13 protein-coding genes and 1 pseudogene are annotated in these 12,685 nt (G+C 61.1%); 13 read left to right on the forward strand and 1 reads right to left on the reverse strand.

Annotated features, from left to right (window positions below; all coding sequences use genetic code 11):
* The 13 genes and pseudogenes from EN925_RS40085 to EN925_RS06295 all read left to right on the forward strand — a co-directional run.
* Nucleotides 1-325 (forward strand): annotated as a pseudogene (locus EN925_RS40085) (hypothetical protein); the annotation flags it as partial.
* 219 nt (nucleotides 326-544) lie between these two features.
* Nucleotides 545-2,569, forward strand: coding sequence for a conjugal transfer protein TraG (locus tag EN925_RS06240; RefSeq protein WP_063169233.1), 2,025 nt, complete (start codon nucleotides 545-547; stop codon nucleotides 2,567-2,569).
* 116 nt (nucleotides 2,570-2,685) lie between these two features.
* Entirely contained in the window at nucleotides 2,686-3,099 is a 414-nt protein-coding gene (locus tag EN925_RS06245; RefSeq protein WP_063170364.1) for a CopG family transcriptional regulator, read from the forward strand.
* Nucleotides 3,096-4,064, forward strand: a complete 969-nt coding sequence (gene trbB, locus EN925_RS06250; protein WP_024502850.1) for a P-type conjugative transfer ATPase TrbB — start codon at nucleotides 3,096-3,098, stop codon at nucleotides 4,062-4,064. The genes EN925_RS06245 and trbB overlap by 4 nt, the downstream gene beginning before the upstream one ends.
* 12 nt (nucleotides 4,065-4,076) lie before the next feature.
* Nucleotides 4,077-4,385, forward strand: coding sequence for a TrbC/VirB2 family protein (locus EN925_RS06255; RefSeq protein ID WP_024502851.1), 309 nt, complete (start codon nucleotides 4,077-4,079; stop codon nucleotides 4,383-4,385).
* Entirely contained in the window at nucleotides 4,385-4,657 is a 273-nt protein-coding gene (locus tag EN925_RS06260; protein WP_024502852.1) for a VirB3 family type IV secretion system protein, read from the forward strand. The genes EN925_RS06255 and EN925_RS06260 overlap by 1 nt, the downstream gene beginning before the upstream one ends.
* The gene (gene trbE, locus EN925_RS06265; RefSeq protein ID WP_063169232.1) at nucleotides 4,651-7,101 is read left to right on the forward strand and encodes a conjugal transfer protein TrbE; all 2,451 of its coding nucleotides are present in this window, start codon (nucleotides 4,651-4,653) and stop codon (nucleotides 7,099-7,101) included. Before EN925_RS06260 ends, trbE begins: the two co-directional genes overlap by 7 nt.
* A complete protein-coding gene (gene trbJ / locus EN925_RS06270) occupies nucleotides 7,098-7,823 on the forward strand; it encodes a P-type conjugative transfer protein TrbJ (protein WP_024502854.1) in 726 nt (241 codons plus the stop codon). The genes trbE and trbJ overlap by 4 nt, the downstream gene beginning before the upstream one ends.
* Nucleotides 7,824-7,856: 33 nt before the next feature.
* Entirely contained in the window at nucleotides 7,857-9,179 is a 1,323-nt protein-coding gene (gene trbL / locus EN925_RS06275; protein WP_063169231.1) for a P-type conjugative transfer protein TrbL, read from the forward strand.
* Nucleotides 9,180-9,911 carry a conjugal transfer protein TrbF gene (gene trbF, locus EN925_RS06280; RefSeq protein WP_063169230.1) on the forward strand — a complete coding sequence of 244 codons (732 nt, stop codon included), beginning with the start codon at nucleotides 9,180-9,182 and terminating at the stop codon, nucleotides 9,909-9,911.
* Between the two features lies 1 nt (nucleotide 9,912).
* On the forward strand, nucleotides 9,913-10,938 hold the full coding sequence (gene trbG, locus EN925_RS06285) for a P-type conjugative transfer protein TrbG (RefSeq protein ID WP_164548809.1): 1,026 nt from the start codon (nucleotides 9,913-9,915) through the stop codon (nucleotides 10,936-10,938).
* Nucleotides 10,935-12,149: a TrbI/VirB10 family protein gene (locus EN925_RS06290; RefSeq protein WP_063169228.1), complete on the forward strand. Its 1,215-nt coding sequence runs from the start codon at nucleotides 10,935-10,937 to the stop codon at nucleotides 12,147-12,149. The genes trbG and EN925_RS06290 overlap by 4 nt, the downstream gene beginning before the upstream one ends.
* Nucleotides 12,150-12,161: 12 nt before the next feature.
* On the forward strand, nucleotides 12,162-12,404 hold the full coding sequence (locus tag EN925_RS06295; protein ID WP_024502859.1) for a DUF2274 domain-containing protein: 243 nt from the start codon (nucleotides 12,162-12,164) through the stop codon (nucleotides 12,402-12,404).
* 29 nt (nucleotides 12,405-12,433) lie between these two features.
* Here the strand turns inward: EN925_RS06295 and EN925_RS40090 are convergent.
* Nucleotides 12,434-12,685: hypothetical protein (locus EN925_RS40090; RefSeq protein WP_206516445.1), on the reverse strand; the 252-nt coding region annotated here is incomplete at its 5' end.

A 12,685-nucleotide genomic window follows, 5' to 3' on the forward strand; every position in this document is an offset into this window, starting at 1 on the left:
CGAGAAAGAGCCGCGGCAGCTGCTGGAGGATGAACCCGCCTCCCCACCAATGATGGCGTTCGAGCCAGGGGAACTGCGGCAACTGTTGGAGGACGAGCCTGCCTCCCCACCAATGATGGCGTTCGAGCCAGGGGAACTGCGGCAGCTGTTGGAGGATGAACCCGCTTCCCCACCGATGATGGCGTTCGAGCCAGGGGAACTGCGGCAACTGTTGGAAGACGAGCCTGCCTCCACTTGGGCACAAATCAATTCGACCCCACATGCGCGAGCGGACGGTGTTCATCAGCCAGCCCAGGCGCCGTGGCTCCCTGAACGCAGAAGATAACTTTGCGGAGGAGCGGTCACGCAACTGTCGGCGGCGCCGGGCCTCAGGGTGAATGGAAAGGATGGAGTGGCGGATGGTGTCGCGTGAAGGCGCAACACGCGTGCTGACCGACCTGCATACGTAGGAAGTCGTTCATTGCTCCCAAATCGTATGTGAGGAACATTCCTGTCCCGGCTGCGCCGCGCGATGCTAGGTCGCGTTGTTCAGCGGGCCAAGCCGATGACACCTACGAAGCTACTGATCGGGCAGATCGCCGTTGTGTGCGCAATTGTCATTATCGGCGTATGGACGGCAACCCAATGGTGCGCTCAAATGCTGACCTACCAGACGCCTCTCGGCGCACCATGGTTTCTCTTCGCCGGCTGGCCAATCTACAAGCCGTGGAAGCTGTTTGAATGGTGGTTCCACTTCGATGCTTATGCGCCGGAGGTCTTCGACAAAGCCGGTACGCTTGCAGGCGCCAGCGGATTCCTGGGTTGTGCCGCCGCAATCGCTGGCTCGCTTTTGCGCGCGCGACAGCGCGGGTCGGTTACGACCTATGGGTCTTCACGGTGGGCCACGACTCATGAGGTCGAGACGGCAGGGTTGTTACGGCCGGCGGGCGTTTTCCTCGGTAGGCTGAACGATCGCTATCTGCGCCATGACGGCCCGGAGCACGTCATGGCATTTGCGCCGACGCGTTCGGGCAAGGGCGTGGGGCTGGTTGTTCCAACGCTACTTTCCTGGACCGGGTCTGCCATCATTCATGATATAAAAGGCGAAAATTGGCAGTTGACCTCCGGCTGGCGGTCGAAATTCTCGTACTGCCTTCTGTTCAATCCGACCGACCCGAGATCGGCACGCTACAACCCGCTGCTGGAGGTGCGCAAAGGCCCAGATGAGATCCGGGACGTTCAAAACATCGCCGACATCCTCGTCGATCCCGAGGGCGCGCTGGAGCGACGGAACCACTGGGAGAAGACCAGCCATTCACTCCTAGTTGGCGCCATTTTGCACGTGCTCTACGCTGAAGAGGACAAGACGCTGGCCCGCGTCGCCACCTTCCTGTCGGACCCGCAACGCTCGTTTGCCGCAACGCTACGGCGGATGATGACGACAAACCATCTCGGGACGGGGCATAACCCTCAGGTCCATCCCGTAGTGGCCTCGGCGGCTCGCGAACTCCTGAACAAGTCGGAAAACGAGCGCTCAGGCGTCCTCTCGACCGCCATGTCCTTTCTCGGGCTTTATCGTGATCCAACGGTCGCGGCGGCCACTTCGTCCTGCGACTGGCGCATCGCTGACCTAGTGGATGGAGAGCGACCGCTGTCGCTCTATCTGGTCGTGCCGCCTTCGGATATCTCGCGCACCAAGCCTTTTGTGCGACTGATCTTGAACCAGATCGGCAGGCGGTTGACGGAGCGTCTGGAGGGGGACCCGAAGAAGAGCCGTAAGCATCAGCTGCTCATGATGCTGGACGAGTTTCCGGCGCTCGGTCGCCTCGACTTCTTCGAAACGGCGCTCGCCTTCATGGCAGGTTATGGCATTCGCTCCTATCTGATCGCACAATCTTTGAACCAGGTTTCAAAGGCCTATGGCGAGAACAATGCTATTCTCGACAATTGCCACGTGCGAATTGCCTTTTCCTCCAATGACGAACGCACGGCCAAGCGCATCTCGGATGCCCTCGGCACCGCAACCGAACTTAGGTCGATGCGCAACTATGCGGGCCATCGGCTTGCGCCCTGGCTTTCACATGTCATGGTGAGCCGCCAGGAAACCGCGCGCCCGCTCCTGACGCCAGGCGAGGTGATGCAATTGCCGCCGTCAGACGAATTGGTCCTGGTTTCTGGGTTGCCGCCGATCCGCGCCAAGAAGCTGCGCTATTATCAGGATCAGAATTTCACAGATCGGGTGCTGCCTGCGCCGGTGCTGCACGACGGACCCTATGCGGACTGCCCTGCATCACGCCCGGACGGCTGGACTGGACAAGTGTGCAGCGTCGATAGCCGACTTGCTGCGGACGAGGAAAGCGCCGACGCGCCAGTTGAAGACGAGGGAGGCGTTCAGCAGCAACGCCATCCAAGCCTGCCCGAAGAAGACGTTGTTGTCTCTCAAGAGCCCGATCAGGCCGATCTGTACAAGCCCGCAGACGATGACAGCGAAGCGCTCGCGGACAAGCGTGTCATGGATCGGATTTCCACTGCGGCCCGCGTCTACGGTATCAACGAGGGCAGGGGCGACGATGTCATTCCCGGCTTCTGAAGTCCGCTGAGTTGCAGAGCGCACCTCAGCGTAGATAACGGCCATAAGCAATTTTGAGCGTCTGGCCGATGCTTCTCCCGTCGCCGGCGCAACGCCGGGCCGTCGGAACGATCCGCATGAAGCCGCACCGCATTCGCCATCAGTTTCTGCTTGAGCCGGAGCTCAGCGAGAAACTGGACAACCTCAGTCGCGATCCGTCAACGACCAAATCAGCGATCGTGGGGAAGGCGATCGAGGCGTTCATCGAGCGGCGTGGCGAGAGCGAGTTCGATCGGCGCTACGGCGTAAGGCTTGACCGGCTCTCCCGCGATCTTGCCCACGTCAGGCGCGATTCCGAGGTGATCCTGGAGAGCCTGGCGCTCTTCATCCGCTTTTCGATCACCCTTCACGCCCACACGCCGGTCCCGGATCGGGCAACGCAGGCTATTGCCCAAGAGCGTTTCGAGAAATTCGTTGAGAAGGTCGGCCGCCAGATCGCTTCCGGCAAAAAGTCGCTTAGCAAAGACAATGGTGGGGGAGGGGAAGGATGAGCTCTCATCCCGAGGCCGACCACCGGCGGCGTGTCATGCTGCGCACCGCCATGGGTCCGGCAATCACCGAAGCCCTGGCCGATCCGTCCGTCATCGAGGTGATGGTCAATCCCGACGGCGCGCTGCGACTCGACCGGTTAGGCGAAGGTCGGGTCGATACCGACGTTCACATGCACCCGTCCGAGGCAGAACGTATCATCCGCCTGGTTGCTTCGCACGTGCGCGCCGAGGCGCACGCCGACAACCCGATCGTCAGTGCCGAATTGCCGTCTGGCGAACGCTTCGAAGGCCTGCTGCCACCTGTGGTGTTGGCGCCATGTTTTGCCATCCGCAAGCCCGCCGCGAAAGTCTACACCCTGGCCGACTATGTTGCCGAACGCATCATGCTGCCGCTGCAGGCCGATGCGCTGAAAAAGGCCGTCCGCGAGCGGCGCAACATGCTGATCGCCGGCGGCACTTCCTCGGGGAAGACAACACTCGCCAACGCTCTGCTGGCTGAAGTCGCCGAATGCGACGATCGGGTGATCCTGATCGAGGACACACGCGAACTGCAGTGCGCGGCCAGGGACTGCGTTGCCCTGAGAACAAGGCGGGGCTCGGTCACCCTTGCCGATCTCGTGCGCTCGACGCTGAGGCTCAGGCCGGACCGCATCATCGTGGGCGAGGTGAGGGGCGCGGAAGCGCTCGACATGCTGAAGGCATGGAACACCGGGCACCCAGGCGGCATCGCTACCGTACACGCCAATTCCGCGCGCTCGGCTCTCTATCGCATTGAGCAACTCGCCCAGGAAGCGGTGGTCACCGTTCCCCGCCGGCTCATCGCTGAGGCGATAGATCTGATCGTCTTCATAGCGGGACGCGGCTCGTCGCGCCACATCGACGCAATCGCCGAGGTCACCGGTCTCGACGGCAGCGGCGATTACGCCGTTGCCCCGCTCACGCTTTCGCAACTCCAGCAGCTTTGAAAGGCCTTCCTCATGCGCAAGAAGCTTCGCTTTCTTTCGTCCACAGCGCTCGCGTTTCTTATCACGGCCCCGGTTTATGCCGCCGGCTCCGGCATGCCGTGGGAGCAGCCGCTGCAGCAGATCCTGGAGTCCGTGCAGGGACCGGTCGCCAAGATCGTTGCGGTGATCATCATTATCACCACCGGCCTGACGCTTGCCTTCGGCGACACCGCCGGTGGTTTTCGGCGCCTGATTCAGATCGTCTTCGGTCTGTCGATCGCCTTCGCGGCATCGAGCTTCTTCCTCTCCTTCTTCTCCTTCGGTGGTGGGGCGCTCGTCTGATGGCCGCCGGGGAGCAGCATATCGAGGGCTTCGCAGTACCGGTCCACCGGGCGCTGACCGAGCCGATCCTGCTCGGCGGGGCTCCGCGCGCGGTGGCGATCCTCAACGGTACAGTGGCCGCGGCCATTGGCTTCGGCTTGCAGCAATGGATTGCTGGTCTGGTGCTTTGGATCGCAGGCCACTCGTTAGCGGTGTTTGCCGCAAGACGCGATCCGGACTTCGCCAGCGTGCTTGTGCGCCACCTACGTCTGAAGGGGTGGCTTGCATGCTGAACCTTTCGGAATATCGAAGCAAAGCCGACCGGCTTGCCGACCATCTACCCTGGGCTGCCTTGGTGGCGCCCGGCATCGTGCTCAACAAGGACGGCAGCTTTCAGCGGACGTTGCGGTTCCGCGGCCCGGATCTCGAAAGTGCGACGGAGGCTGAACTCGTCGGCATTTGCGCCCGGGCGAACAATGCTCTCAGACGCCTTGGCTCTGGCTGGGCATTGTTCTTTGAGGCCGAGCGCACAGAAGCGCTGGGCTATCCGAACTCGCATTTTCCTGACGCCGCGTCGTGGCTGGTCGACGAAGAACGCCGCGCTGCTTTCGAGGGGAAGGTAGCGCACTACGAGAGCCGCTATCATCTGACCTTGGTGTTTATGCCACCGCCGGACGCCCAGGCGCGCGCAGAAAGCACGCTCGTCGACTCTCATTATTCCCGAGGAGAAAGAGACTGGCGCCAGGATCTGGCGAGGTTCCGTGACGAGACCAACCGCGTGCTCGATCTCTTCTCGGGTTTCATGTCCGAAGTACGCGTCCTCGATGATGCTCAGACGTTGACCTACCTCCACGGCACGATTTCGCCTCGTCGCCATCCTATCATGGCCCCGGAAACGCCGATATATCTGGATGCAATCCTGGTCGATGCGCCGCTTACCGGTGGCCTGGAGCCGATGCTGGGTGAGCAGCATCTTCGCACACTGACCATCCTCGGCTTTCCGAACCTCACCCGGCCCGGAATCCTCGATACCCTCAATCATCAGGATTTCGCCTATCGCTGGATGACGCGCTTCATTCCGCTCGAGAAAACGGAAGCCACGAAGACGCTGACGCGATTGCGCCGGCAGTGGTTTGCCAAGCGCAAATCGATCGTGGCAATCCTACGCGAGGTCATTACCAACGAGCCGGTCCCGCTTGTCGATAGCGATGCCGACAACAAGGCGCTCGATGCCGACGAAGCCCTTCAGGCATTGGGCGGTGATCATGTGAGTTTCGGCTATCTCACCACCACCGTGACGGTGTGGGGCGAGGATCGCCAAGCCGCTGCAGAGAAGCTTCGCGCGGTCGAGCGCATCATCAATGGGCTCGGCTTCACCACGATCCGAGAAGGCGTCAATGCGGTCGAGGCTTGGCTCGGCTCATTGCCTGGCCATGTCTACGCTAACGTTCGCCAACCGCTCGTTCATACATTGAACCTTGCCCATCTCATGCCGCTGTCGTCGGTTTGGGCCGGTCCTGCGACAAACGAGCATCTCGCGAAAGTCACCCAAACCGAAGCGCCACCGCTTTTCGTTGCCGAGACCAGTGGGTCGACACCGTTTCGGCTTTCCACCCACGTCGAAGATGTCGGCCACATGCTGGTTGTTGGTCCGACCGGCGCCGGCAAGTCGGTTCTGCTTGCTCTGATTGCTCTGCAGTTCAGGCGCTACGCCGGCGCCCAGGTTTATGTCTTCGACAAAGGCAATTCGGCCCGTGCTGCAACACTTGCCATGGGTGGAGAACACCACGCGCTAGGAGCGGACGGTTCCCTTGCCTTTCAGCCACTGCGCAGCATCAACGACCAGGCTAGCCGAAGCTGGGCGGCCGAATGGATCGCCAGCCTTGTTGCCCACGAGAACGTCACCGTCACGCCGGAGGTGAAGGAGGCTATTTGGTCAGCGCTGGCCAGCCTTGCCACCGCGCCGGCGCAGGAACGCACACTGACCGGTCTTTCGGTCCTGCTTCAATCCAATGCGCTGAAGACCGCATTGATGCCCTACACGCTCGACGGTCCCTTCGGCCGCCTGCTCGATGCCGATCATGATGGGCTGGCCTTGTCGGATGTGCAGTGTTTCGAGACCGAGGAGTTAATGCACAGCCAAAGCGCTTTGCTGCCGGTGCTTACCTATCTGTTCCAGCGACTTGAGGAACGGTTCGACGGACGGCCCACGCTGATCATGCTCGACGAGGCGTGGGTCTATCTCGACAATCCGCTGTTCGCCGCCCGCATCCGCGAATGGCTGAAGGTGCTGCGAAAGAAGAACGTGTCGGTTGTCTTCGCTACGCAGTCGCTGGCTGATATCGCGGGCTCTGGCATAGCGCCGGCAATCATCGAAAGCTGCCCGCAGCGCATTTTCCTTCCCAATGATCGTGCCGTGGAACCCCAGGCGCGCACAGCCTACGAGCGCTTCGGTTTAAGCGAGCGGCAGATCGAATTGATCGCCCGCGCCACGCCGAAGCGTCAGTATTATCTGCAATCGCGCCGCGGCAACCGTCTGTTCGAGCTCGAGCTTGGCCCCATCGCTCTTGCGCTTTGCGGTGCTTCCGATCCGGCCACGCAGACTCTGATCGACAGGATCATGTCCGAAGACGGGCAAGGCAGCTTTGCCTCGCAGTTCCTGATCGCGCGCGGCCTCGATTGGGCCGGCGAACTTCTCAAGCAATTCCCTCAACCAGACAAGGAGCAATTCTCATGATGCGGCGACGCCTTCTCTCCGGCCTGATCACCGTTTCCCTGATCGCCAAGCCTATGGCCGACTATGTGCAGCCCGCCTACGCCCTTATCGTGTTCGATCCGTCCAATTATGCGCAGAACGTGCTGACGGCCGCGCGCGCATTGGAGCAGATCAACAACCAGATCCAGTCGCTGCAGAATCAGGCGACCATGCTGCAGAACATGGCGCGCAATCTTCAGCGTCTGGATTTCTCTTCCGTTGGCCAACTCACCGGTTCGCTCCATCGCATCGACGGCTTGATGGACCAGGCGAGTGGCCTCAGCTTTGATCTGGGCAAGCTTCAAGACCAGTGGCGCAGCCAATATCCGGAAAGCTACGACGCCACGATCAAAGTCAGCGATGTGGCGAGTGCTGCGCGGGAGCGTTGGCAAACCGCCATGCAGGCGTTCCGCCAGACCATGGGTGTCCAGTCGCAAATCGTCGAGAACGTCCGCGCCGACGGCGATCTGCTCGCCGATCTCGTCAACCGCAGCCAAGGGGCGGCCGGTGCGCTTCAGGCAAGCCAGGCCACCAACCAGCTGATGGCGCTTTCGACAAAACAGCAGATGCAGATCCAGACGCTGCTCGCAACGCAGTTTCGAGCTGAGGCCGAGGATGCCGCCCGCAAGGCCCAGTCAGACGAAGCCGCCCGCGAGATGACGAAGCGATTCTTGGGTACCGGCTCGGCTTATCCCGGCAATTAATCACGAGTTCATCACGACGAGAAAGGCAGCGGCATGAACGACCTTGGCGTCATCGATCGCTTCATGGAGACCTTCATCCGCTACATCGACAGCGGGTTCGGTCTGCTATCGGGCGACCTCGCCTTCCTCACTACCATTCTGATCGGCATTGACATCACACTTGCCGGCCTGGCGTGGGCGCTCGGCGACGAAACCAGCGTTCTCGGCCGGCTTGTCCGCAAGGTGCTCTATGTTGGCGTCTTCGCCTTCATTCTGAACAATTTCAAGAACCTCGCCGATATCGTTTATCGTTCTTTTGCCGGTCTCGGGATTAAGGCGTCGGCCGGCAATCTGTCGGCAGACAATCTCTTGCGCCCGGGCCGCATTGCCGCGACCGGTTTCGAAGGTGCTTGGCCAATGCTTGACCAAGCCAGTCAGCTCCTGGGCTTCCCGGAAATCTTCGGCAACGCACTGACCATCTTCGTGCTGCTGATGGCCTGGTTCCTGGTCATCATCGCCTTCTTCATCCTTTCCATCCAGCTTTTCATCACCATCCTTGAGTTCAAGCTCACCACGCTGGCAGGTTTTGTTTTGGTTCCATTCGCACTTTGGAACCGTTCAGCGTTCCTGGCCGAACGCGTGCTCGGCCATGTTATCTCGTCAGGCATCAAGGTGATGGTGCTCGCCGTCATTGTCGGTATCGGCTCCACGCTCTTCGGGGAGTTCGCTTCCGCATTGCAAGGCAAGGAGCCGGATCTTGCCGGTGCCATGTCCCAGGTACTGGGCGCACTGGCATTGCTTGGCCTTGGCATTTTTGGGCCGGGGATCGCGTCGGGTCTTGTCTCAGGCGCACCGCAGCTTGGGGCGGGCGCCGCCCTCGGCACGACCGCGGCGGCAGCGGGTGTATCACTCGTTGCTGGAGGCACAGCATTTGCTGGCGCGCGTATGGCAACCAGCGGCGGTGTCGCCGCCATCCGAGCCGGCACAACAATGGGATCGGCTGCTTCCACGTCATGGCAGATCGGGCGCGCAACCTCGCCCGACGCTGGCCTCTCCGGTGTGGCTGCTGGAATGCATGGTGTAACCAGTGCAGCTGGCGGCGCCGCTATACGCATAGCGCGATCCGCCACTGCAAGTGTTGGGCGCAACGCCGATGCCGGGCGCGATGCCGCGTGGACCGCGACCGGCGGCACGCCGACAGCGCCAATGACCGAACGCTCTGCCGGTTCGGCCACTGTTTCGGCGCCGACGTGGGCAAGGCGCCTACGTTCTGAACAGACCGCCCGTGCAAATCGCCACGCTGCCATGCAAGCTGTCCGAGACGGAGACCGGCCGGGAGGCAGCGCCACCCCCTCTCTCAACGACAAGGATGACTAGATGCTCTTCAAGCGACCCGTGCACCGTTACGGCAAAACACCCGAACCGGTCACGCCGTATCAAAAAGCCGCCCAGCTGTGGGACGAGCGCATCGGCTCATCTCGACTGCAGGCCAGGAACTGGCGGATCATGGCCCTTGGCTGCCTGGCCTTGGCGACCGGGCTTTCCGGCGGACTCGTATGGCAGTCGATGCAAAGCCGTGTCGTGCCTTATGTCGTCGAGGTCGATGGCTTCGGCGAGACGCGCGCCGTCGCGCCGGCGATCCGGAATTATGAGCCCTCGGATGCTCAGATCGCCTGGCATCTCGGCCGCTTCATCCAGAATGTCCGTTCCGTTTCCACCGATCCGGTTTTGGTACGGCAGAACTGGTTGGCAGCGTACGACTTTGCTAGCGATCGCGCAGCGCTCTTCCTCAACGAATACGCCAAGGCGAACGACCCCTTCGGTCAGATCGGAACGCGCAGTGTTTCGGTACAGGTCACCAGCGTGGTCAGAGCCTCCGAAAGTTCATTCCAGGTCAAATGGACCGAGCAGGTGTTTGAGCGCGGAAGCCTTGCCAGCACGATGCGCTGGACTGCGATCCTCACGATCGTGATTCGCTCGCCAAGCAATACGGATCAGCTGCGCAAGAATCCGCTCGGCGTCTTCATCAATGCCATTGACTGGTCACGCGAGCTCGACAGCGCCGTCCCAACCCCCCTTTCTCCGACGGAGTCCACCAATGAAAGGTAAAATGTCACCGATTCGTGCCGTGCTGATCCTATCGGTGTCGGCAGCGGTCGTTTCCGCTTGTGCATCGAAGAAGGTGCCGCCGCCTGAGATTTCCTATGACGCTGCCGACTTCAAACCGGCCGCGATCGAAAAGGCGCCGGAGAGGCCGATTAGAATTGTCGAGGTGCCAAAACCACTGCCGCTGCCTGGCCAAATGCAGCCCGAGCCCGGCAAGGCCGAGGACAAGCGCCCCCCTGAAGAACGCGTCGCTGATGCCAACAAAGCCGCGACCCAGCAACCCACCAAGTACGGGTATGTTAATGCCGTGCAAGTCTACCCCTTCACCGATGGCGCGCTTTATCAACTCTATGCCGCGCCGGAGCGCGTGACCGACATCGCTCTGCAGCCGGGCGAGAAACTAACCGCCGTGTCGGCTGGCGACACCGTGCGCTGGGTCATTGGCGATACCGCAAGCGGCACCGGTGACAATCAGCGCACCCATGTTCTGGTAAAACCCTTCGCGCCGGGTCTTGCCACCAATGTCGTCATTACGACGGACCGGCGGACCTATCATTTGCAGCTTCAAAGCACCGAGAAGACCGCAATGGCGGCAATCTCCTGGACCTACAGCCAAGACCAGATCATCGCGCTTCGCCAGCGCAATGCTCAAGCCGAGGCAGTTACACCGGTCGCGTCGAATATCGCGCTCGAAAACCTTCGCTTTCGCTACTCAATCAGTGGCGACACACCGCCCTGGAGACCGACGCGAGCCTTCGACGACGGCAGCAAGGTCTATATTGAGTTCCCTCGTCGCATAGATCAGGGCGAGGCGCCACCACTCTTCATCGTCGGCGCAGATGGGAGCAGCGAGCTCGTCAACTATCGCGTGCGCGGCAACTATTACATCGTCGATCGGCTCTTCGCCGCGGCCGAACTTCGCCTCGGCACCAAGCGGCAGCAGGTGATCCGCATCAGCAGGATTGACGGCAGGCAACCGCAACGGCGGATCTCGCTCTTTCGCGGCAGCCGGCGAGGTGAGGACTCATGATCGAAAATTCCCGCTCTGGCATCCCGCCGAAACTGGATCCCGAGGAACTGCAGCTTCGGGCCTCTCCCCGCCGCGTGGTGCGGTTCAGGCGCGGTGTGATCATCGCGATCGCAGCGCTCGGATCCGGCGCTGTCTTCGGCGTTACCATGATCGCCCTCCAGGGGCCGGCCCTTCGCATCAGGGATCAGGCGGAAGATCTCTACAACACTGAGCGCAAACCAACCGCCGAGGGGCTCGATACGCTTCCCCATGACTATTCCGGCATGAAGCCGAAGCCTCCCGTCCTTGGGCTACCTTTGCCGGGCGACCTCGGCCGCCCCATCCTCGAGCGGCAGCGCCAGCTCGGCATCGTGCCGGGCCAAGACATCTCGGCCGAGGAGCAGCGTCTAGCGCAGCAGGCGATCGAAGCGCGTGAATCGCGGGTGCTTTTCCGCGTCGAAAATCGAGCTCAAAAGACAGATGTCGGAGAGAGCGTGCAAACTGCTCAGCATCCATTTGAGGCGCTTCCCCAATCCGAAGCAGGACGCGCGTCAGCCTCGGTGGCGGCGGCGGAAGGCGACCAGAACAATCAGCAGCGAAAGCTTGATTTTCTCAGCCAGCGGAGCACTGGCGGGATCTACAATCCGCATGCGCTGCAGACGCCGATCTCGCCATATCAACTGATGGCTGGCAGCGTGATTGCCGCCAGCCTGATCACCGGCATCAATTCCGATTTGCCGGGCCTTGTCGTCGCGCAAGTCACCGAAAATGTGCACGACACGGTCACGGGCAACATATTGCTGATTCCGCAGGGCTCACGTCTTATCGGCGTCTACGACAGCGTCGTCGCGTTCGGGCAAAAGCGAGCGCTGCTGGTCTGGCAGCGCATTCTGCTGCCCGACGGCTCGTCGGCCGAAATCGACAATCTGCCCGCGAGCGACACCGCCGGCTACGCAGGGCTGGAAGACGAAGTCGATTTCCACACTTGGCAGATGATCAAGGGAGTGGCGCTTGCCACATTGCTCGGTGTCGGCACAGAATTCAGCCTCGGCGAAAACGAGAGCGATCTGGTCAAGGCGATCCGGGAATCAGCCCAGCAGAACGCCAGTCGAGCCGGCCAGCGCATCACCGAAAAAAACCTCAATATCCAGCCCACCATCGTCGTCCGCCCAGGTTGGCCACTGCGCGTCATCGTGCACAAGGACATCGTGCTGCGGCCATACGCCAGTTGAGCAGGAGTTATCATGGCTGACCTGAAACTTGGAAAACTTCCGGACCGAACAGCTTCGAAGATCACCATTACCGTCAGCGCGGAGCTGAGCCAAACACTCAAGGAGTATGCTGCACTTTACCGTCAGACCTATGGTCAGTCTGAAACCGTGGCAGAACTCATCCCTTTCATGCTGGCGGCGTTTCTGGAAGGCGACCGAGCCTTTGCCAAGGCCAGAAAGGAACGTCTGCCGACGGAGCTTGCCGGAAAATCGTGACTCCTCCGCTAGGGCAGCTGGAACATTGCCTAGCTGTCGCGACCTACCTGCTCCTCGCGAAGCATAGGATCAAACACCTTGGAATGCAGGTATGCGCAAGAGATGATGTGGAAGGAGATACCGCGCAACAGCCTAAGTTTGCATTTTCGATTTGGTCGGCCGTGAACTATCCGCAAGCCATTGATCTGGCCTGTTGATTGAGGCGGATAGCGGCTTTGGAATTGCAGGATTAGCGGTATTTGGACGCTGTTTTCCTGCAATTCGGTTTTGCGATTCCCTTG

The sequence above is a fragment of the Mesorhizobium sp. M7A.F.Ca.US.006.04.2.1 genome (genome assembly GCF_004022915.1).
Lineage (GTDB): Bacteria > Pseudomonadota > Alphaproteobacteria > Rhizobiales > Rhizobiaceae > Mesorhizobium > Mesorhizobium ciceri.